19 protein-coding genes are annotated in these 21,859 nt (G+C 63.1%); 10 read left to right on the top strand and 9 right to left on the bottom strand.

The window, feature by feature from the left end:
• Window positions 1-157: 157 nt before the first annotated feature.
• The 6 genes from QA643_RS23690 (at window position 158) to QA643_RS23715 (ending at window position 5,623) form a co-directional block, all read left to right on the top strand.
• Entirely contained in the window at window positions 158-475 is a 318-nt protein-coding gene (locus QA643_RS23690; protein ID WP_283034904.1) for a metalloregulator ArsR/SmtB family transcription factor, read from the top strand.
• Window positions 472-957 carry an SRPBCC family protein gene (locus QA643_RS23695; RefSeq protein ID WP_283028302.1) on the top strand — a complete coding sequence of 162 codons (486 nt, stop codon included), beginning with the start codon at window positions 472-474 and terminating at the stop codon, window positions 955-957. Before QA643_RS23690 ends, QA643_RS23695 begins: the two co-directional genes overlap by 4 nt.
• 45 nt (window positions 958-1,002) lie before the next feature.
• The gene (locus tag QA643_RS23700; protein ID WP_283028303.1) at window positions 1,003-1,416 is read left to right on the top strand and encodes an MAPEG family protein; all 414 of its coding nucleotides are present in this window, start codon (window positions 1,003-1,005) and stop codon (window positions 1,414-1,416) included.
• 217 nt (window positions 1,417-1,633) lie between these two features.
• Window positions 1,634-2,746 (top strand): serine hydrolase domain-containing protein, encoded by a 1,113-nt coding sequence (locus QA643_RS23705; RefSeq protein ID WP_283028304.1) that lies wholly within the window; start codon window positions 1,634-1,636, stop codon window positions 2,744-2,746.
• A 331-nt stretch (window positions 2,747-3,077) separates the two neighbouring features.
• The gene (locus tag QA643_RS23710) at window positions 3,078-3,866 is read left to right on the top strand and encodes a cyclic nucleotide-binding domain-containing protein (RefSeq protein WP_349253292.1); all 789 of its coding nucleotides are present in this window, start codon (window positions 3,078-3,080) and stop codon (window positions 3,864-3,866) included.
• A gap of 671 nt (window positions 3,867-4,537) precedes the next feature.
• The gene (locus QA643_RS23715) at window positions 4,538-5,623 is read left to right on the top strand and encodes a PLP-dependent aminotransferase family protein (RefSeq protein ID WP_283028306.1); all 1,086 of its coding nucleotides are present in this window, start codon (window positions 4,538-4,540) and stop codon (window positions 5,621-5,623) included.
• Window positions 5,624-5,807: 184 nt separating this feature from the next.
• Here QA643_RS23715 and QA643_RS23720 read toward each other — a convergent pair whose 3' ends face one another.
• The 6 genes from QA643_RS23720 to QA643_RS23745 all read right to left on the bottom strand — a co-directional run bounded on the left by QA643_RS23720 (window position 5,808) and on the right by QA643_RS23745 (window position 11,628).
• The gene (locus QA643_RS23720; RefSeq protein WP_283028307.1) at window positions 5,808-6,599 is read right to left on the bottom strand and encodes an energy transducer TonB; all 792 of its coding nucleotides are present in this window, start codon (window positions 6,597-6,599) and stop codon (window positions 5,808-5,810) included.
• Window positions 6,596-7,060: a TonB system transport protein ExbD gene (exbD, locus tag QA643_RS23725; RefSeq protein WP_283028308.1), complete on the bottom strand. Its 465-nt coding sequence runs from the start codon at window positions 7,058-7,060 to the stop codon at window positions 6,596-6,598. Before exbD ends, QA643_RS23720 begins: the two co-directional genes overlap by 4 nt.
• A gap of 3 nt (window positions 7,061-7,063) precedes the next feature.
• A complete protein-coding gene (exbB, locus tag QA643_RS23730) occupies window positions 7,064-8,008 on the bottom strand; it encodes a tonB-system energizer ExbB (RefSeq protein ID WP_283028309.1) in 945 nt (314 codons plus the stop codon).
• Window positions 8,009-8,013: 5 nt separating this feature from the next.
• Window positions 8,014-8,703, bottom strand: a complete 690-nt coding sequence (locus QA643_RS23735; RefSeq protein ID WP_283028310.1) for a Fe2+-dependent dioxygenase — start codon at window positions 8,701-8,703, stop codon at window positions 8,014-8,016.
• Window positions 8,704-8,705: 2 nt separating this feature from the next.
• Entirely contained in the window at window positions 8,706-11,129 is a 2,424-nt protein-coding gene (locus QA643_RS23740) for a TonB-dependent receptor (protein WP_283028311.1), read from the bottom strand.
• Window positions 11,130-11,385: 256 nt separating this feature from the next.
• Entirely contained in the window at window positions 11,386-11,628 is a 243-nt protein-coding gene (locus QA643_RS23745) for a hypothetical protein (protein ID WP_283028312.1), read from the bottom strand.
• Window positions 11,629-11,878: 250 nt separating this feature from the next.
• On the opposite strand from QA643_RS23745, the gene QA643_RS23750 reads away from it, so the two are divergent.
• The 3 genes from QA643_RS23750 to QA643_RS23760 are packed head-to-tail and all read left to right on the top strand — an operon-like array spanning window position 11,879 to window position 16,818.
• Window positions 11,879-13,051 carry an efflux RND transporter periplasmic adaptor subunit gene (locus QA643_RS23750; protein ID WP_283028313.1) on the top strand — a complete coding sequence of 391 codons (1,173 nt, stop codon included), beginning with the start codon at window positions 11,879-11,881 and terminating at the stop codon, window positions 13,049-13,051.
• Window positions 13,048-16,194: a multidrug efflux RND transporter permease subunit gene (locus tag QA643_RS23755; protein WP_283028314.1), complete on the top strand. Its 3,147-nt coding sequence runs from the start codon at window positions 13,048-13,050 to the stop codon at window positions 16,192-16,194. Before QA643_RS23750 ends, QA643_RS23755 begins: the two co-directional genes overlap by 4 nt.
• Before the next feature lie 57 nt (window positions 16,195-16,251).
• Entirely contained in the window at window positions 16,252-16,818 is a 567-nt protein-coding gene (locus tag QA643_RS23760) for an invasion associated locus B family protein (protein WP_283028315.1), read from the top strand.
• Window positions 16,819-16,978: 160 nt separating this feature from the next.
• Here the strand turns inward: QA643_RS23760 and QA643_RS23765 are convergent, their stop codons facing one another.
• The gene (locus QA643_RS23765) at window positions 16,979-19,267 is read right to left on the bottom strand and encodes an arylsulfatase (protein ID WP_283028316.1); all 2,289 of its coding nucleotides are present in this window, start codon (window positions 19,265-19,267) and stop codon (window positions 16,979-16,981) included.
• A gap of 155 nt (window positions 19,268-19,422) precedes the next feature.
• On the opposite strand from QA643_RS23765, the gene QA643_RS23770 reads away from it, so the two are divergent.
• Entirely contained in the window at window positions 19,423-20,121 is a 699-nt protein-coding gene (locus QA643_RS23770; protein WP_283034905.1) for a TetR/AcrR family transcriptional regulator, read from the top strand.
• A gap of 47 nt (window positions 20,122-20,168) precedes the next feature.
• Here the strand turns inward: QA643_RS23770 and QA643_RS23775 are convergent, their stop codons facing one another.
• Window positions 20,169-21,218 carry a LacI family DNA-binding transcriptional regulator gene (locus QA643_RS23775; RefSeq protein WP_283028317.1) on the bottom strand — a complete coding sequence of 350 codons (1,050 nt, stop codon included), beginning with the start codon at window positions 21,216-21,218 and terminating at the stop codon, window positions 20,169-20,171.
• The gene (locus QA643_RS23780) at window positions 21,215-21,859 is read right to left on the bottom strand and encodes a ThuA domain-containing protein (RefSeq protein ID WP_283028318.1); all 645 of its coding nucleotides are present in this window, start codon (window positions 21,857-21,859) and stop codon (window positions 21,215-21,217) included. The genes QA643_RS23775 and QA643_RS23780 overlap by 4 nt, the downstream gene beginning before the upstream one ends.

Genomic DNA, 21,859 nt, shown 5'->3' on the forward strand with positions numbered 1-21,859 from the left:
GGCGCGTAGCTGAAGTTTCCCCCACATCTGAACACGTTTGACAGAACCATCAGTGTACGCTAATCATTAGCTATGACTAATTATGTACTGGGGACCCAATGTCATGACCGAATTGAAAGGTCCCGTTGGCACTCCCGGATTCGGACCTCGGCCAGCCATGGCTAAAGACAACGCGCAACTGGCCGCTCTGGGCGATTCGACTCGCAGACGAATATTCGAACTTGTGGGCGCGCGGCCTCGCACTGTCGTTGAACTCACCCGAGAACTGACGGTCTCCCAGTCAGCCGTCTCCCAGCATCTGAAGGTGCTGCGCGAATCTCGTTTGGTTCGTGCCGAGCCAAAGGGGGCCAGCAACATTTATCACATCGATCCTGCGGGGCTCGGCCAGATGCGCGCCTGGCTTGACCGGTTCTGGAGCAGCACCCTGGCAGCTTACAAAGTAGCCGTCGAAAAATCAGTGGAGGACCAGCAATGAGCATACGTGTAACCGCCGCGCCCATCAAACAATCCGTCGTGGTTGAGGCGCCTATTGAGCGTGCGTTCAAGGTCTTCACCGAAGACTTCGGCAGCTTCAAGCCGCGCGAGCACAATCTGCTCTCCGTTCCCATCGCAGAGACCGTGTTCGAGCCCCGCGTCGGGGGTCACGTTTATGATCGGGGTGTCGATGGCAGCGAATGCCGCTGGGCGCGTGTGTTGGCTTTTGAGCCGCCAAATCGCGTGCTTCTGAGCTGGGACATCAGTCCGCGTTGGCAAATCGAAAGCGATCCCGACAAGACGAGTGAATGGGAGGTTCGGTTCATCGCCGAGACGCCAAGCCGGACTCGGTTGGAGCTTGAACACCGTCACCTCGAACGTCATGGCCAAGGTTGGGAAGGCGTGCGTGAAGGCGTTGAGGGCGATCAGGGTTGGCCACTCTATCTGAAGCGGTTCGCCGAGCGGATTGCCCGCGAGGCATAATACTCGCGCATTCCATGCGACGTGATCGCAATTGCGGAGGTCGGTATGGCAGCCTACTCGCTTAGCATTGTGGGAGTGCTTTCCCTTTGCTTCCTGTCAATTTTGCTGGCGGTCTATTCAGGATCGTCCAAAGGCAGGGCCGGAGCACTCTCCGGACCTGTCCTTCCAGCGGATGACGGCAATCTGCTGTACCGGATCGATCGCGTTCACATGAACGCGGTGGAGGCGCTGACGCCTTTTGTCGTCCCGGCTATACTGGCTATGATGGTGGGGGTAAGACCCGCCACGCTTGCAACGCTCGTATGGATCTATACCGCAATTCGTCTGATCCACATTGCGGTCTATTTGCGCGGCGGCAACGCCGCCAAAGGCGGCAGCATCAGAACCGTTCTCTATGTTTCAGGTGCGCTCGTAACCATCATTCTCATTGCCGTAACTGCCGCGGCAGCCATCCACTAGGGTAGCAACACCTGGCCGTCCGAGAGCTTTTGACCCGCCTCCAACGGAGAGAAACGTCCCCAAGGAGACATTCGCGAACGCCTGACAGTGTGATTTTCCGAAATGGCGGTCAGGGCGCGAGCGCGCCAGCGCGACAAAGTCAGTACAAACCAACTTAACTTGCATTGCAAGCCCCTCCAAACCGGGCGATCTGACGCCGTCTCAGGAGGAGCAATCCATGTCCTTGGATACACCGACGAATACGACGACGTTCAGCAACTGGCCGCATCGCGTCATCCGGCGCAGCGACACGGTGCGGCCGCTACCGCCGCACGCCTGTTCGCTCGCGGACCTGACCGTCGAGGTGGGCGGCCGCAGCCTCAGCGTCAGCGACTGCATGACCCGCTGCCGCACGGCCGGAGTCCTGATCCTGAAGGACGGCGCGATCGCACTGGAGCGCTACGGCATGGAAAGCGGTCCGGGCAGGCGTCGGGAGGGCTATTCGACCACGAAATCGATCGTCGCGACGCTCGTCGGCGCCGCGCTCCACGATGGCGCGATCGGCAGCCTGGACGATTGCGGCGACCTCTATGTGCCGCGGCTGCGCGGCTCGGCCTATGAGGGCGTCACGGTTCGCAATCTCATGCGCATGTGCTCGGGCGTGGCCTGGGACGAGGAAGGCGATGGACGGGCGGACAATGGGCGCCTGGAGCTGGCCTGGGCGAGCCGGCAGCCAGGCAGCATGCTCGATCTCGCATGCAGCCTGCCGCGCGAGCAGCCGCAAGGCACCGTCTTCAACTATTCGACCGTCGAGAGTTCCGTGCTGGGCGCGGTGGTTGCGGCCGCCACGGGCCGGACGCTGGCCGACTACTGTGCCGAGAAGATCTGGGGACCTGCCGGCATGGAAGCCAACGCGTACTGGATGCTCGATGCCGACGCCGGCCAGGAGCCGGGCGGATTTGGCGTCAGCGCATGCCTGCGCGATCTCGGCCGCTTCGGCCTGCTGTCTCTGGAGGACGGCGCGGCGTTCAGTGGCCCGCAGGTGCTGCCATCAGGCTGGCACGATCTCGTTGGCCAGCCCGACAGCGCGCCCACCGGCTTCGGCCGGCTCACGCCCGGCTCTCCCATGGGATACGGTTACCATTGGTGGGCCATGCCGCACGGGCCGACCGGCATCCACGCCGGCGCTTTCCTGGCGGCCGGCTCCTTCGGCCAGTACGTGTATGTCCATCCAGCCGCGCGGGTGGTCGCTGCCGTCCAGAGTGCGTGGCGTCAGCATGAAGACCCCGACGCCAACGCCGGAACCTGGGCACTGCTCGGAGCTGCCCTGCGCGCGCTCCGAGCGACGTAGGCGATGACGGCGATTAGAGTGACAGCTCACTCAATTGGTCCGAAACGTACTTCTGTGAACTTGCGCGCTGAGCCGGTCGAAGACTTTAGGCGGATGGGGGCCTACTCAGCGCGAGCCGTTTGATTGTGCAATGTCGGTACCTATAGTTGGTAAGCGCGGCCACCCAGCGGCGTTTACCGAAGTCGATAGGCTGTTTTCATGGGTTAAACTGACGTCGCAACTGCCGGCGCCCAAGTCAGAAGTGACCCATCTCGGAAGCGGGCGGCCAAGTTTGTTGCGCCGCGATAAAGCCACTTCCGGTAAGCTGGCCTCACCGGCTCCAAAAGGAGATATGTCCATCATGCTGGACCGCATTCTCGATGCAGCAACCGACAACCTCAGGTTCGCGAAGATTCTGGTCCAAATGGGTCTCGATCCGACCAACGTGACCTGGGACGCCATCTTCAACCGCCTGCTGGAAATCTTTCTGCACAACATCACGCTTGCCAATATGTTCGCCCTGGTCGGCGCGATCTTCTTTGTCGCCACATTGCTGACGCACACGATGGTGCCGCTGCGGGTCGCGAACATGATCGGTTGCGCATTCTTCGCCATCTTCGGTGCGCTCACCGGAGCCGTCGCGACCTTTCTTCTTTATCTCCTGATGATTCCCATTAATGCCTACCGTCTCCGTCAAATGCTTGCTCTCGTGAAGAAGGCGCGCACCGCAACACAGGGTGACACTTCGATGGAGTGGCTCAAACCGTTCATGACCGACCGCAAGTATCGCAAGGGCGATATCTTGATGAAGAAAGGTGACGCAGCGAACGAAATGCTGCTGACTGTTACCGGCAAATTCCGGGTCATCGAAATCAATGTCGAACTTCCGCCGGGGCGTTTGATGGGCGAGCTTGGTTTCCTCACGCCCGACAACCGCCGGACCGCGACGATCGAATGTATCGAGGATGGCCGCGTCCTGACTATCAGCTACGAAAAGCTGCTCGAGATCTACTTCCAAAATCCGCAGTTCGGCTATTACTTCCTTGTCTTGACCAGCCAGCGCCTGCTGGAAAATCTCGCGCGGGCCGAAGCCATCATCGCGCAGAACAAGATCGCGCCGCAGCCGCCTTTCGCCAACTGACAGCGGGTCCGGGCGATTGGTCGCGGCCGTCGCCTGCTCCGCCGCCGTCGTCCTAATTCCCACTGGCTTCGCGCGCACCGCGCAGAACTCGAATTCGGGGATCTTTTTTGGACGGATCGAACGGTACCCAACTTAGAGACATCTGCCAGGGTTCGGATGGAGGCTGGTCGCCGGTTGGGTCCGCACTACCGCGTTCCGTTTGCTTACGGCAACCCCGCGATGCGATTCACGAGGCCGTCAAGCGGTAAGATGGAACCTTCGCCTTTGAGCAAGGTTACCAGTCCAATCCGAAATAAAGCGGGTTCGGGATTGTGGCTCTTCATGTCAGTCTTGTTGATCGGGATGACCTTAGTGGCGAGATATATCGGCAGATCCGGCAAGCCATTCTGGACGGGCGCCTTCGGCCTGGAGAGCGGCTGTCCGCCACGCGGGAACTGGCCGCCGCACTGACCGTGGCGCGATCGACGGTCGCAATCGCATATGAAACGCTCGTCGCGGAAGGATTTGCAACCTCGCGTACGGGCGCCGGGACATTCGTCAGCCACCAGCTTGAGGCTAAATCTCCTGCATCGAACGCAAAGCGCCCGACATCCCGCGCCATTCGGGTGCGTGACGTTTGGGAGAAGATCTCGCTACCGCCTTTTCGCTGCCCGGCGCGCTACGACTTCAGAGTGGGAGTTCCGGACGCCTCGCTGTTTCCACACCGAATCTGGCGGCGGGTGGTCGCCGATGCGCTGCGCTCGCGCGAAATGACGGCGGGCCTCTACGAGCATCCCGCCGGCAATCGGGACCTGCGCGCGGCGGTCGCCCGCCACATCGGCATCTCACGAAGCGTTTCCGGATCGCCCGACGACATCATCGTGACGAACGGCACCCAACAGGCACTCGACATCATCGCCCGCGTGCTTCTCGAGCCGGGCGACGTCGTTGCCGTGGAGAAGCCGGGCTATCTGCCGCCAAAGAAATTGTTCAACGCGCTGGGCGCGCGCGTGGTCGGTGTGCCCGTCGACCGCGAGGGTCTGGTCGTGGAGGCGCTGCCGGCTGACGCCAGGATGGTCTACGTGACGCCCTCGCATCAATTTCCCCTCGGCATGGCCATGAGCCTGTCGCGCCGACGTGCACTGCTTGCCTGGGCCGAGCGCTGCAACGCGGTTGTCGTCGAGGACGACTATGACAGCGAGTTTCGCTTCGGCGGACGTCCGCTCGAGCCGCTTCAGACGCTCGATACGATCGGACGGGTTGTGTATGTCGGCACGTTTTCAAAGACATTGCTGCCCACCCTCCGGCTGGCCTTCATGGTGGTGCCGCCATCGCTGCGAGAGGCGACGTACAAGGCGAAATTTGTCACCGATTGGCATACGGAGACGACCGCGCAGATCGCACTGGCGCGGTTCATCGACGAGGGCGCGTTTGCGCGCCACATTCGCAAGGTGAGCCGCATCTATAGCGAACGGCATGAGATGCTGACCGCGGGGATCAGAAGCAACTTCGGCGATTACCTCCAGCTTGTTCCATCGAGCACCGGGCTGCATGTCGCCGCCTACGCGCGGACGGCCTCGCTCGGCGACATCGATGCGATCGCATCGCGCGCCTTTGACCTCGGCGTGGCCATTCAATCCTTCCCGCTGGAGGGAAAGCCTCAGGCCGGCATCATGCTGGGATATGGATCGATCGAGACGGCGCGGATTGCCGAAGGCCTGCGGCGGTTACGCAGTTGCTTCGATGAACACATGTCCCGGCGCGCGAAAGCGGCGTGAGCAACGATCAACGACGCCGTCAGTCACAGCGCTACAACCCTCATCCTGAGGAGCGGCGTCTTCGCCGCGTCTCGAAGGATGAAGGCCCGTCTGTGGCCTCATGGTTCGTGCGGCGATGCGAAAGCATCGTCCGGAGACGCGCGAAGACGCGCTCCTCACCATGAGGGCTTGCGCCGCGGTAAGACTAGCTCTTGGTTTTGACGCGGAAGATCACCGGCAGCGTGAAGGTCAGGCCTTCGTCGGCGATGACGGGCGGCGGCATCGGCACTGGATCGGAGCGCCGCACCATCGCCAGCGCCGCCTCGTCGAACGCCGCATCGCCCGAGCCCTTTTCGATTTCAGTCGCGAGCACATGGCCCATGCGGTCGAGCGTGAAGCGAACCTGGATCTCGGCGGACTTCTGCTGCCGCTCCTTCGGATAGCGCTTGTGCTTGTCGAGATGGGCGACCAGTTCCTTCTGCCAGGTCGCGCGCGCCCGTCGTGCGCTTTCACCGGTGCCGATGACCGGCGCGACCGAGCGCTGTCCTTCCGGCATTTCCTCCGAACTCGGCGTCGCGGTGGCTTCGGCGGCAACCGACTCGGTGGAAGCCTGGGTCTGCACCGCCGCAACCTTCGGATCGTCGTCTTTCGGCTTCTTGGTCTCGTTCTCCGTCACCACCCGGTCGGCCTCTTCGGGCTCGTTCGGCTTGTCCTGCGGCAGGTCGGTTTCCTTCACCTCCGCCTTCTGCTCATTGAGCTGGGGCGAAGCCGCGGAAGCATCGGTGTCCGGGCCCGGCGGCAGGTCGGTCACCTCGCGGCGGACGGCGGCCATTTCCAGCCCGATCTCGATCGCCGTCGCGCCAAGGGCGTCATCGGCTTCTTCGGTCTGCAAATGCGAAATCGCAAGCGCGGCGCCGCCGACATGGAGCGCGAGCGCGATCACCGCGGCTGAAATCCATAGCCGCCTGGAGGGCTTCTGATCGTCGAGCCCGGTCAAGGTTTTGCCGGCGCCGCTTGCGCCGCCGCTGCTTCGGGAACGCCTTCGAGCGCCACCAGCTTGAGCTTGGAATAGCCGCCGGCGCGCAGGATTTCGAGCACGTCCATCAATTCGCCGTAAGGCACGGCGCGATCTGCGCGCAGGAAGATGTAGCGCTCCTTGCTGGCATCCGGCATCGCATCGAGCGAGCGCACCAGATCGACGCGCTTGACCATGTTCTCCCCGATCGCGACCGAGAGATCCGGCTTGATGCTGACATAGGTCGGCTTGTCCGGCTTCTTCTGCGGCGTGGCAGTCGAGGTCGGCAAATCGATCGGCAGGTCGACGGTCGAAAGCGGCGCCGCGACCATGAAGATGATCAGGAGAACCAGAATGACGTCGATGAACGGCGTGACGTTGATCTCATGCGATTCCGCGAAATCGCTGTCGTCATCATCATGTTCTGCGATCGATGCGCCCATCGCCTACTCCGCCGCTCCGCGGACATGTTGCCCGCTGACATGGGTGCGGTCGAGATCGCGCGACAACAGCCGCCCCGCGGCGCCCGAGGCACGGCTGACCAGCTCCATGTAGCCCTTGGTCACCCGCGAGAAGTGATTGTAGATGATGACGGCGGGGATCGCAGCGACAAGGCCGATCGCAGTCGCGAGCAGCGCTTCGGCGATGCCGGGCGCGACGACGGCAAGGTTCGTGGTCTGCGATTTCGAAATGCCGATAAAACTGTTCATGATGCCCCAGACGGTGCCGAAAAGGCCGACGAAGGGCGACGTCGCGCCGATGGTGGCCAGCAGGCCCATGCCGAGCCGGATACGCCGGGCCTCGGCGCGGACGATTTCCGCAAAGCTCGAGGCGGCGCGCTCCTTGATACCGGCATCGCTGGAGATGCCCGCCGACAGTCGCGCCTCGCGCATGGCTGCCGCCAGGAAGGCCGCCAGCACACTGCCCTTGGCCCCCAGCGCGAATTGCGCTTCCGCCAGCGAGCGCGCGTCGGCGATCTTATTAAGTGCCGAGCGCACCTTGCGCTGCACCACAGTGAGCTCGATCATCTTGGCGATGAAGATGGTCCAGGTCACCAGCGACGCAAAGGCAAGGCCGATCATCACCGCCTTGACCACCACGTCGGCCGACTTGAACATCGTCCAGGGCGACAATTCCTTGAGTTCGGCGGTAGCCGCCTTCAAAGCCTTCGCTTCGCGTTCGACCGGTGTCGCCGCCGCATCCGAAGGCGCCGCCGGCGATGCCGCCTGCGGCAGCGCGGCCGGAGGCTGCGAAACCGCGGGCGCCTGCTGGGCCACAGGCGCGGACGGCGCTGCAGGGCTGGCATTCTGCTGGGCCAATGACGGCGGCGCCAGCGACAGCATCGCCAGCGCGGCCACCGCCGCAAAAGTCATCGCGCGAGAAAGAGGCATGTTCTTCATACTTCGGCCCAGTAGCGGATCAGGTTGTGATAGATACCGGTCAATTTGACCGTTTCAGGGTCGTCCCGTCCCAGCCGCTCTACCAGGGCCTGAATCGAGGTATCGAGATCGAAGATCAGGCTCCGGGCATGCGCATCCCGTACCATGCTCTGCAGCCAGAAAAAAGACGCCACCCGCGTACCCCGGGTGACCGGGGTTACCAGATGCAAACTAGAAGCAGGATAAAGCACGAGGTCCCCGGCTGCGAGCTTGATCTCGTGGGAACCGTAGAGGTCCTCCACCACCAGTTCGCCGCCGTCGTATTCATCGGGTTCGGACAGAAACAGCGTCACGGACAGGTCGGTCCGGATCCGCAAGCCGGTGAGCCGATCTCCCCTCACCGCATTGTCGACATGGAGGCCGAAATGGTGTCCGCCGGAGGCCGCGTAGCGGTTAAATAGCGGCGGGAAGATCTGCAGCGGGATCGCCGCCGAGATGAATTTTGGACTGGCCGTCAGCGCCGACAGCACGCGATTGCCGAGCGCACGCGCGACCTCGCTGTCAGGCGGAAGCTGCTCGTTGCGCTTGACCATCGCCGACTGCGCCCCGGCGGTGGAGCGGCCGTCTTCCCAGTCGGCGGCGTCCATGATGCGGCGGAAGTCCGCCACATCATCCTTGCTCAGCACGTTGGGGACGCAGATCAACACGATCAGAACTTCGCCGATGTGACGAGATAGAACGCCCGCCCCGGCGCAACGGCGACGAACGGCACCGCACTGCGATAGAGGGTGTCGTAGTACAGCTTGTTGGTCAGGTTCTGCGCGTAGAGCTTCATGGTCCAGTTCTTGTCGATCTTCTTCTCGACGAACGCATCGAAGCGCCAGTAGCTGGGAAGCTCGGTGCCGGTGTTGGCGCCGAAGGTGCCGCCGTAGATCTTCGAGCGGTAGACCGCCTGCCCGCCAAGCTCCCAGCCATTGTCGAACCTGTACTTGCTCAACATGCTGAAGGATTCATGGGCGATATTGGCCATCTGCAGCCCGATGTTCGCAGGATTCCCGCTCTGCGTGACCTTCGACCGCATGAGCACCAGACCACCGAAAACGCTCCAGCGGTCGGTGATTTTTCCGCTGACCTCGAGGTCGATGCCCTCCACCTGGTAGGCCGCACCCGACTGCAGGGTGTTGGTGCCGTTCACGTTCACCGTTTCGCGCGCATTGTCCTTCTCGGTGCGGAACAGCGCGCCGGTCACCAGCAGATGCCGGTCGAACAGCTCCCACTTGGTGCCGACTTCGGCCGCCTTGTTGCGCTCGGGGCCAAAGATCGTGCCGGTCAGAGGCAGTCCACCGTAATCGAAACCTGTCGCGTCGAGTTCGGAGCCGAACGGGTTGGTCGACGTCGCGTAGGCGGCATATAGACTGCCGATGGGCATCGGCTTGAAGACGATGCCAGCATTGTAGTTGATGAAATCCGAATTGACCGAGGACGATTGCGTGTTGTTCGCCCCACGCAGGTCGTATCCGTCGTAGCGCACGCCACCGTTCAGGATAACCGTGTCCTGCCAGTTCGCGGTGTCCATGACGTAGAGGGCCTTGCTGTCGACATTATAGCGGACCGGATTGCCAACCAGCGACGGAATGCCGAACGGAAAGAACGTGTAGTTTGGCGCATAGATCGACTGGTTCTGGAAGGAGCCATTGACCGGCGGGTTGTTGCCAAACGCTTCCGATGAAAGCCCCGTATAGCGGTCGATCCCGATGCGCTCGTTGGCGACTTCCACACCAACCGTCGCCGTGTGCTTGACCGACCCGGTGTCGAACTTGAACGTGGCGTCTTCTTGGTTCGCGAGGATATCGACCCACTGGTTACGGCTCTGCGGGCTCGCCGTGAACGTCCACGTCAACGGGTTGGGATTCGCTGTCTGCGCCGCCGTGGTATTCGGCAGCGTGCCGATATAGGCCAGCATCGAATGTTCCGCCCTCGTCCGGCTGGTCACCGTGATGCTGTCGGTGACCTTGAATTCACCGGTCAGCGTGCCGAAATCCTGCCGCGCGGTCTGGAAGTCGCGGTTGAGGAAGCCGTACCAGTTCTGTCGCGGGATGCCGAACTCGGTGACCGGCCCATTACCTTGCTTGTAATAGGGCACGCCGAAATCCGGGTAGCCGCTGAGATCGGTGTGGACGTAATTCGTCGTGATCTTGATGCTGTCGGTCGGCGTCCACTTGGTCGAGATGAAGCCGCCCCAGCGATCGTCGGTCACGTAGTTACGGCCGGCGACGTTGGCATCCTGGAACATGCCGCCGGTGCGCACCGAGAAGGTCGGCGAGATCACCTGGTTGACGTCGAGCGTGACGCGCTTGGTATGGTCGGTGCCGAACGTGCTCTCGGCGTTGTAGAAGTTGCGGTCGGCGGCCTGCTTGGTGACGATGTTGATGGCGCCGCCGGCGGTGCCGCGGCCGGCATAGGACGAGGCCGGGCCGCGCAGGATCTCGATCTGCTCGGTGAAGAAGTTTTCGCGGATCGAGACCGCAGGGTCGCGGATGCCGTCGATGAAGACGTCGTTGCGCGCGTCGAAGCCACGGATGAAGAAGCGGTCACCGAAGGCGTTGCCGCCCTCGCCCGACCCCAGCGTCACGCCGGCGGTGGAGCGGCCGATTTCGCGCAGCGAGGTGATGTTCTTGTCCGCGAGCACTTCCTTGCTCATCACGGTGATGGTCTTCGGCGTGTTGAGCAGCGGCTCGGGAAACTTGCCGGACGCCTGCACGCGGTCGACCTTGTAGGGCGCCGCCGCATCCGCATAGGGATTCGCATCCGCCGCCAGGCCGCCGGCGTTCGGAAACGGCACGGCGGCGACCTGCGCCGGCTGCGAGCGGCGCGCGGCGCGGCGCAGCGCGCTGCGGGCGCGGAGCTGATCGGCCGAGGGCCTTGACGCAGCAGGACGCGGGCGAGCGACCGGGGCATCGACCGTCACCGGCGGGAGGCTGGACTGCTGCGCTTCGGCGCCGGAAAAGGACGCAACGGCGATGAGGCCCGCAACCGCGGAAACCTTCTTGCCGGAATTGTTTTCAACCGTCTGACCGAGCGAGTAAACCGCCGCTTCAAGACGAAGCGACCTCGGTGCCTTCACAACATTCATCACGTGCCCCTGATCAATTTCAATTCGCGGCAAATCGACATGCGGCGAATGGTCCCGTGCGGTAGGTACCGAGCGGAAATTTTCGGGTCAACGCGATCGAGGCAACACCGCGGTTGAATCCGTCCAGATCACAACGATTCTAAATCGACAGTTTGAAATGGTTCTAAGAACTACTTTGTAAGCGTTCTAATAATCGTTCTAAAGAGAAGCGCGAAACGCTGTAAAATCAGGCACAGATTGCGTTGCCGCTTCTGCGCTACTCATCGCTGCTCGGCGGCTTCATCAACGAAAACAATTCATCGACGGTCGAATGCGCGACCTGGCGGACGCGTTCGGTGTTCTCCATGCCCGCGATATTGACGCCCCTGACCACGGCTTTGATCTCGTCGCGAAAGTCGGTGAGGAATCGCAAGGGATCGGGCGAATCGTTTGCGACGCGCGCGATCAGCCCCGTGATCAGAATCTGGCACGCCATCATGCGTCCGTTCAGTTCGTCCATCGTGCGCTCCGATATTTTCTTCATCTGCATTGAAGCGCGCGATATGGACGACAACCATCCCGCATTCAACCCCGCTTCGAACGGACACGCAGGGATAGCGAGCTTTCCGATACTGGCGCCAAAGTCACACGGCCGGTGCACCAAACCTTTCCAATTGTTTAGGATTCTCAAGCCTTAGTGTTTGTACAGGGCGAGCTCCCGATCATTATATCGATGGCACTGGGGAAACTCCGTCAATTCGTGAGCCGCTATGTCGAGGTCGCGCACCGTCCGTTGGGTCTTGTCGATCGCAGCGATCGCTGCGCTGGGTTATCTCGGCTGGCAGCGCTTTCAGGGCGCGGATCATCCGGCGCAAGCTGAAACCCGAAAGGCCTCGCCCGTCCGCGCCGCCGTTCCGGTGCGGACCGCCCCAGTCGAAAAGGCCGATTTTCCCGTCTATCTGACCGGTCTCGGCACCGTGCAGGGCTTCAATACCGTCGTCGTCCGCAGCCGGGTCGACGGCCAGATCAACCGCATCGCGTTCAAGGAAGGCCAGGTCGTCAAGGAAGGCGACACGCTGGTCGAGATCGATCCGCGCCCGTTCCAGGCGGCGCTCGATCAGGCCAAGGCCAAGAAGGCGCAGGACGAAGCCAACCTCGCCAATGCCAGCCTCGACCTGCAACGCTCTACCAGGCTCGGCGAATTTGCGACCCGGCAACAGGTCGATACGCAGCGCTCGACCGTGGCGCAGCTCACCGCGCAGATCCAGGCCGACACCGCGATGATCGAGAACGCGCAGACCCAGCTCGACTATGCCACCATCAGGGCGCCGATCTCGGGCGTCGTCGGGCTGCGTCAGGTCGATGTCGGCAACATCGTCAATGCCGCGACGCAGACCGGCATCGTGACCATCGCCCAGATCGAGCCGATCGCGGTGATCTTCACCGCACCGGAAGACCAGTTGCCCGAGATCAAGGCGGCGCTCGACGCCGGCTCGCCGAAGACGATCGCGCTCTCCACCGATGGCAAGCGTGTGCTCTCCACCGGTACGCTTTCCCTGATCAACAATCAGGTCGACACGTCGAGCGGCACCGTCCGCCTCAAGGCGGTGTTCGACAACAAGGATCACGCGCTGTGGCCCGGCCAGTCGGTTTCAACGCGGCTGCTGGTTGCAACGCTGAAGGACGCCACCGTCGTCCCCGACGACGCCGTTCAGCATGGCCCCAACGGCCTCTACGCCTACACGGTCAATAAGGAGAACAAGGCTGAACTTCGCAAGATCAGGGTGACGCGTTCGATCGACGGGCGCTCGGTGGTCGATGAAGGGCTGTCGCCCGGCGATCAGATCATCACGGCGGGCCAGTTCAAGGTTCAGCCGGGCACGCTGGTGACGACGGCGGTCGCCAGTTCGGATCAGACACAGGCCAGGACGACCAGCGAATGAGCCAGGGAATCTCCGCCCCCTTCATTCGCTACCCGATCGGGACCTCGCTGATGATGGCGGGGATCATGTTCGTCGGCCTCGTCTCCTATCCCCTGTTGCCGGTCGCGCCCTTGCCGCAAGTCGACTTTCCGACCATCCAGGTCACGGCGTCCCTACCCGGCGGCAGTCCGGAAACCATGGCATCGTCAGTGGCGCAACCGCTGGAACGTCAGTTCGCGCAAATTCCGGGCGTCGCGCAGATGACCTCGACCAGCTACCTCGGCACCGCGGCGATCAATATCCAGTTCGATCTCAACCGCTCGATCGACGCCGCCGCCAATGACGTGCAGTCTGCCATCAATGCGGCAAGCGGACAGTTACCGAAAAACCTCCCCTCGCCCCCAATCTATCGCAAGGTCAACCCGGCGGACTCGCCGATCCTGATCCTGTCGGCGACCTCGGACACGCTGCCGCTGACCACGGTCAGCGACGCCGTCGACGCCCAGCTTGCGCAGCAGATCAGCCAGATCTCCGGCGTCGCCCAGGTTATCATCGGCGGCCAGCAGAAGCCCGCCATCCGCATCCAGATCGACCCGGCGAAGCTCGTCGCCAAGGGCCTGTCATTGGAGGATGTACGCAGCCAGATCGCGATCACGACCGTCGACAGCCCGAAAGGCAATATCGACGGCGAGCGGCGCTCCTATACCATCTACGCCAACGATCAATTGCCGGAATCGAAGGACTGGAACGACGTCATCATCGCTTATCGCAACGGCGGCCCGTTGCGGATCCGCGATGTCGGCCAAGCTGTCAGAGGCCCGGAAGACGCCAAGCAGGCGGCCTGGGCCAACGGCAAGCGCGGCGTGTTCCTGGTCGTATTCAAGCAGCCCGGCGCCAACGTCATCGAGACCGTCGACAAGATCAAGGCGACGATGCCGCGGCTGGTCGCTGCGATCCCGCCCGCGGTCAAGGTCGAGATGATGAGCGATCGCACCACGACGATCCGCGCGGCGGTGGAGGACGTGCAGTTCACCATGCTGCTCACAATCGTGCTGGTCGTCATGGTGATCTTCATCTTCCTGCGCAGCTTCTGGGCAACGGTAATCCCTGCCGTCACCGTGCCGCTGGCGTTGCTCGGCGCCTGCGCGTTGATGTGGGTGTTCGGCTATTCGCTCGATAATCTCTCGCTGATGGCGCTCACCATCGCGGTCGGCTTCGTGGTCGACGACGCCATCGTGATGCTGGAAAACATCACGCGCTACATCGAGGAAGGCGAAAAGCCAATGGCCGCCGCCTTCAAGGGCGCCAGCGAAATCGGTTTTACCATCATGTCGATCAGTATCTCGCTGGTCGCGGTGCTGATCCCGCTGCTCTTGATGGGCGGCATCATCGGGCGGCTGTTCCGCGAATTTGCGGTGGTGCTGGCGATGACCATTTTCGTGTCGATGGCCGTGTCGCTGACGCTGACGCCGATGATGGCCTCGCGCTTCCTGCGCGCGCATGGCGAGACCAGGCATGGCCGGTTCTACCAATGGAGCGACCGCGCCTTCGATGCGATGCTGCACGCCTATGAACGCGGCCTCGACCTCGCGCTGCGCTGGAAGTTCACCACCTTGATGATCTTCTTCGCAACACTGGGGCTGTCGGTCCACCTGTTCGTCATCATCCCGAAGGGTTTCTTTCCGCAGCAGGACAACGGCCTGATCACGGCGACTTCGGAAGCGAGCCAGGACATCTCCTTCGCCGACATGAAACGGCATCAGGAAGAACTCGGCAAGATCGTGCAGGCTGATCCCGACGTGGCCTCGGTCGCGATGGTGATCGGCGGCAGCGGTCGTGCCGGCAACAACGGCAATCTTTTCATCACGCTGAAGCCGCGCGACGAGCGCAAGGCGAATGCGCAACAGATCATTGCCCGCCTGCGACCGCAGCTAGAGAAGGTCGAGGGCGCCCGCCTCTATATGCAGGCTGCGCAGGACGTGCGGCTCGGCGGCCGGCCGACGCGCACCCAGTTTGAGTTCACGTTGCAGGACGCGGATTTGGCCGAGCTGAACGAATGGGCGCCGAAGATTTTGGCCAAGATGCAGACGCTGCCCGAGCTGCGCGACGTCGCCACCGACCAGCAGACCAACGGCACCACGCTGGAGCTGAAGATCAACCGCGATACTGCCGCGCGCTACGGCATCCAACCGCAGCTGATCGACGACACGCTGTATGATGCGTTCGGCCAGCGCCAGGTGACGCAGTATTTCACCCAGCTCAACACCTACAAAGTGGTGCTCGAAGTGCTGCCGGAGCTGCAGGGCAGCATCGACACGCTGAACAAGATCTATGTCAAATCGCCGACCACCGGCGACCAGGTGCCGCTGTCGACCTTTGCCACCTGGACCAGCGTGCCGGTGCGGCCGCTGTCGATCAGCCACCAAGGCCAGTTTCCGGCGATCACCATCAGCTTCAACCTCGCGCAGGGCGTGGCGCTCGGACAGGCGACCGGCGCGGTGCAGCGGGCGATGGTCGAACTCGGCGCGCCGGCGACGCTCAATTCGAGCTTCCAGGGCACCGCGCAGGCGTTCCAGCAGTCGCTCGGCACCGTGCCGCTGTTGATCCTCGCAGCGCTCGTGGTGGTGTATCTGATCCTTGGTATTCTCTACGAAAGCTACATCCACCCGATCACGATTCTGTCCACGCTGCCGTCCGCTGGCGTCGGCGCGCTCGCCATCCTGATGCTGTTCGGGTTCGACTTCAGCCTGATTGCCTTGATCGGCATCGTGCTTCTGATCGGCATCGTGAAGAAGAACGGCATCATGATGGTCGACTTCGCCATCACGGCCGAGCGCGACGAAAACCTCGAGCCGGAGGCTGCGATCCGCAAGGCGGCGCTGCTTCGTTTCCGCCCGATCATGATGACGACGATGGCGGCGCTGCTCGGCGGCGTGCCGTTGATGCTCGGCAATGGCACCGGATCGGAAATCCGCCAGCCGCTCGGCTACGCCATGGTCGGCGGCCTCCTCGTCAGCCAGGCGCTGACGCTGTTCACGACGCCGGTGGTCTACCTCTATCTCGACCGGCTTTCGAACGCCTTCGCACGATGGGGCCGTTCGTCGAATCCTAACCATGATGCGCAGTTGGACGCCCACGGCTCGGTCAAGCAAGCGGCCGAATGACTTGACTTTGCGCAAAAGTCGACACATCCGAAGGTAGTGCACCTCGGAGCCGGTTCAGTGAAAATTTCAGTAAAATTTGCCGTTGCCGCGGCGGTGCAGTTCACCCTGTGCAACCAGAGCTACGCCCAGGCTCCCAGAGCCAAGAACACCCAGCCCGTCACCCAGGCCACACCGGCCCCCACCGCCGCAACCAGCGAAGGAGCCGTAGCATCCGCGCCGCCAGGCTGGATTGCACGATGCAGCAGCGCCAGCCGCGCCTCCTCGCTCGAATGCGCCATCGAACAGAGCGCCGTCTTGACCAAGACCGGCCAGTTGATCGTTTTGATCAATATCCGCGTGCCGGCCGAGACTCGTACCCCGATCGCGCTCGTGCAGTTGCCGCTCGGGCTCAATCTGCCGGCCGGCGCCAAATTCCAGGTCGACGACGGCAAGACCGCCGACCTGCAAATCCAGACCTGCGAGGCGCGCGGCTGCTACGCCAACCTGCCGATTTCGTCAGAGATGCTCACCACGCTGAAATCCGGCAAGCAATTGAAGGTTTCGTTCCAGAATCTCGCCAAGGAAACCATCACGATCCCGATGCCGCTCGGCGATTTCGCCGCGGCGTATGAGAAGATCAAGTAGACGGGTTTCGACGGTTGCCGCGCCGCCGCCTCACCCAAGCTGTCATTCCCCGCGCAGGCGGGGAATCCAGTACGCCGCGACCCATCGGTTAAATCACTAGCTTCTCTGGAATACTGGATCGCCCGCCTGCGCGGGCGACGACAACTGATAGTGTGGCTGGCTACTGCCGCGCCATCTCGGCCGCGCCTACGCCCTCGCCGTCGAGCTTCTGGTCGTCATGCATGTCGACCGTCACCCGCAGCAATCGCCCGGTGAACTCGAACGGCACCTCGTAATGCGAGATCGGGCTGGAGCGGTCGCTGCCGATATCGAGGCCGGACCAGGAGATCAAATTGCTGAACGCGAGTTGGGTCTGGATCACGCCGGTCGGCTCACCGTCGATCAGAAGCGTGTAGGCCGTCACGCCGGTGCGGGCGCCCTTGGCCGGCGCTTCCTTGCGTACCAGGCGCTCGACATGCACGCCGAGCCGGTGGGCGCCCGCCGGCACTTTGCGATCGGAAGTCACGATCTCATGCCCGCCGCCGATATTGAGGTCGTGCACCAAGAGGCCGTCCTTGATGTAGAGGCTGTAGCCTGAGGTGGCGTCGCCATGGGCGATCAGCACGCCCTCAGCGCCATCGGCGCCGATCTCGACATGGGCCTCGATGGTATAGCTGCGGCTGCGCACATCGGGCGCGACGTCGGTCGGCACATGCCCCATGCCGGCATGAAAGGTGAACTTGTTGCGCGCGCCGTGGAAGCGCGCTGCGTTCTCAGCAAAGCGCGGACCGAAGCGGTCGTCGAGCGGCAGCACGTTGTGCTTCTCGGCCTCGCTCCACCACAGTTTTATCATTTCGGCCAGGCGTTCAGGGTGCTGTTCCGCGAGGTCATTCGTTTCCGAAAAATCCTCCGCGAGGTGAAACAGCTCCCATTTGTCGTTCTCGAACGGTGTGCCAGAAGGATGGAAGGACACCGCCTTCCAGCCGTCATGCCAGAGGCCGCGATGGCCGAACATCTCGAAATATTGCGGAGACGATTTTGAAGGCGCCGAGGGATCGCTGATCGAGCGCGCAAAGCTCGTGCCTTCGAGCGGCATCTGCGCGACACCACCGATTTCGGCTGGCGCCTCGATCCCGATCAGGTCGAGGAGGGTCGGCGTCAGATCGCAGGCGTGGACGAATTGATGGCGCAGTTCGCCCTTCGCCTTGATCTTGTTCGGCCAGCTCATGATGAAGGGATCGCGGATGCCGCCGCCATGGGTGTTCTGCTTGTAGCGGCGCAGCGGCGTGTTCGACGCCATCGCCCAGCCATGCGGAAAATTGCTGTGCGAATCCGGGCCGCCGATGTCGTCGATCCTGCGCAGCTTTTCCGCCATCGGCTCGGGGCGGAAATTATACGGCCCCATCGCGTTGACGAAACCCCACGGGCCGCCTTCCTGGCTGGCGCCATTGTCCGACAGGACCAGGATCAGCGTGTTGTCGCGGATGCCGGCCGTGTCGAGAAAGCCGATCAGCCGCGCCAGATGCCGGTCGGCATGGTCGAGCATGCCGGCAAACGCTGCCTGCAGCCGGATGAAGACGCGCCGTTCGTCCGCGCTGTACTCGTCCCACGCCTTCACGCCGTCGTTGCGCACAGGGAGCCGCGTTTCCTGCGGCACGATACCCATCGCCTTCTGTCGGGCGATCCGCTGCTCACGCTCTGTGTCCCAGCCATGTGCGAACATGGAATCATAGCTTTTGATGATGTCTATCGGCGCCTGATGCGGCGCGTGGCAGGCACCGAGCGCCACCCAGGTGAGCCAGGGCAGATCAGGCCGGTCGGCGATGTGATCGGCGATGAAGCGGATCGACTGGTCGACCAGGTCGGAGGTCAGATGATAGCCCTCCGCATGGCTCGCGGGCGCATCGATATGGGCATTGTCGGAGACGAGCTCCGGCGCGAACTGGTCGGTCTCGGCATCGAGGAAGCCATAGAAGCGATCGAAGCCGCGGCCGAGCGGCCAGCCGTCGAACGGTCCGGTGGCGCCGCTTTCGGTCAGCGGCGTGACGTGCCACTTGCCGACCATGTAGTTGCGATAGCCGTGCGGGCGCAGCATTTCCGCCAGCGTCCCCGCCTCGCGCGCGATCTTGCCGCGATAGCCGGGATAGCCGCTATCGAAATTGGCGAGACAGCCGACGCCGACCGAATGATGGTTGCGCCCGGTGAGCAGCGCCGCGCGCGTCGTCGAGCACATCGCGGTGGTGTGGAAGCCGGAATAGCGCAGGCCTTCAGCGGCAAGGCGATCGATAGTCGGCGTTTTGATGGCCGAACCGTAGCAGCCGAAATCGGAAAAGCCGACATCGTCGAACAGCACGAGAAGGATGTTCGGCGCGCATTGCGGCGGCTTTGCGGCGTCTGGCCACCAGGGTTTCGAGCCCGCCACGGTCTTGCCGATGCTGCCGCCGAACGGTTTTGCGCTGCCTGCCGCCATGCTCTCCTCCCGCTTTTTCAAGGACGCGTCCCGCGGTTGATCCGCGGGTTCGCGGCCCTTGGCGACGCGCCGGAAGCGCATTGCCAAAAAGAATAATCAGAATTATGATTATGGTTATTTCGGATGGAGACGCAAGTTCCGTGACGCAGCCATCGATGCAATCCTCGGCGGCCGTACCTGACCTTCCCGGCGTCACCCCGTCGCGGCAGCAGCGCAGCCGCGAGACCACCGCCGCGCTGCTCCAGGCCGGGGCGGAGATGTTGCGTACGCATAGCCTTGCGGAGTTGTCGATCGAGACGCTGTGCCGGAAGGTCGGCGCCACCGTCGGCGCCTTCTACAGCCGGTTCGCAAGCAAGGACGCCTATTTCAACGCGCTGATCGAACTCGCCGCGCGCGACGGCGCGGGCCGCCTGTCACGGATGAAGGACGATGCGCGCCTCGCCGGCGCTGATCTCACAGAGCGCAGCCGCCTCCTCGTCCGCGGCACCACCAATTGGATCCGCAACCATGAAGGCGTGCTGCGGGCCGCCCTTCAGCACGACGACACCCGGCCGGACCGCTGGTCCACCTTCAAGGCGCTGGCGCGCGCCAATGTGGCTGATGCCACGCCGATCCTGCTCGCCGCCATGGGCCCAGGCAACAAGCCGGCGAAAACCCGCGCCATCGCCTTCGGCTTTCAGGTCGTGCTGGGCACGCTGGTCAACGCCATCCTCAACGACCCCGGCCCGCTCTCGGTGCACGACCGCGAGATGGAGGAACGGCTGGCGGGCTGCCTCTTGCTGCTGCTGCAGGCGGAGATGACGGCAAGGCCGGCCGCCGCGTCAGCGCGCAAGCGGCGCGGAGGCAGGAAGTGAGTGCCGAACTTTCACAACACGATGTGCATCACCTGAGATGCTCGAAGTTACGGCAGATTGTCCCGCAGAAAGATGTCGATGCGGATGCGCTCCTGGTCCGGACTGATCGGCTCGCCCGAACAATGCGCGAGCAGGATACGCGCCGCAGACCGCGCCTCGTGGCCTGGATCCTGATTGATGATGGCGTCGAGCGTGCCGCGGACCAGGAAACGCCGCGTGTACTGGGTGAGTTCGTGGGTTATCCAGACGACTTCGCGCGCGCGGCCCGAGGCCTCAAGCGCGTCGGCGATGCCACGGTTCCCGGCGCCGCAGCAGTATATGCCGCGAAGATCGGCATGGCGCGCGAGCAGCGCGGCGGTGAGTTCCCGCGTGCGCTCGGCGTCGTCGCGCCCCTCGCTGACCGGGAGTGCGATAAGGTTCGAATACTCGCTGGACAGGATCTGGTGGAAGCCGAAGTGCCGCTCGGTATGATCACGCAGCGACAACGATCCCGCGATCACGGCGACCGTTCCCTTGCGGTCGGCAAGGAAACGTCCCATCAGCGTGGCCGCAGTCCGCCCCGCGGCCGGATTATCGATACCGACATAATGCAGGCGCCGCGAACTCGGCGCGTCTGACACCAGCGTCACCACGGCAACCCCACGCGCGACGAGTTCATCGATCGCGGCGCGTACCCTGGGGTGATCAAGCGCGATGACGGCAACGCCCTGATAGGCCGGCGACAAAGTCTCCAGCGCGCCGGCGAGCACGTCCGGATCGAACACGTCGACATGAAGGATATCGATGAAGCCGCGCTGCCCTGCCAGCCAGTCCGCAGTGCGCTGCACCTGCTCGGTCAGGTTGGTCATGAAGCTGTTGCTGCCGGTCGGCAGCACGAAGGCGAAGCGGAAGGTCTGCCCGCGCGCCAGCCGCGCGGCCGCGACGTCGGCGCGGTAGCCGAGCTTTGCCACCGCGGCCTCGACACGCGCGACGGTCTTGGCGCGGACGCCCTCGCGCCGGTTGACGACGCGATCGACGGTGGCGAGCGAAACGCCCGCCGCCCGCGCGACGTCCTCGAGCGTGGCCCGGACCGCCGGCTGCGGTGCAGCGCCCGTCATTCGCGCGCCGCCCACAGCATGCCGCGGATCATCAACGTCCGGATCTCGGGAACGTCAAGCTCATAGGCACGGTGGCCGAGCGAGGAATAGAACACCCTGCCCTCGCCGTAGCGCTTCTTCCACACCACGGGCATCACCACGCCGTCGATCCAGGGCGCGTGCTCGCCGGTGAAGGTGGTCGTCGCCAACACCTCGTTGGCAGGGTCGACATGCATGTAGTACTGCTCGGAACGATGCTCAAAGCTCTTCAGGCCTTTCATGATGGGGTCATCCGGCTTCGTCAAGTCGACCTTGTAGTCGATGATGTTGCCGGGATGCGCGACCCATTGCCCGCCGCACAGGAACTGGTAGTCGACGGAATCACGGAACGCATCGCACATGCCGCCGTGATGGCCTGCGAGCCCTACGCCGCCGCGCACTGCCTCGCAGAGATTGAGCGCTTCGGCCTTCTCGATCTTCGACATGGTATAGATCGGGATGATCAACGACAGATCGTGGATCGCGGGATCGGCGAATGCCGCCGTCGTGGTCTCGATCCGCACCTCAAATCCTTCCGCCCTGAGCCAGGTGCGGATCATCGAGGCACAGAGATCGGGATCATGTCCCGGCCAACCGCCCCACACAATCATTGCCTTGCGCAT

This window comes from Bradyrhizobium sp. CB3481, assembly GCF_029714305.1.
Taxonomy (GTDB): Bacteria; Pseudomonadota; Alphaproteobacteria; order Rhizobiales; family Xanthobacteraceae; genus Bradyrhizobium.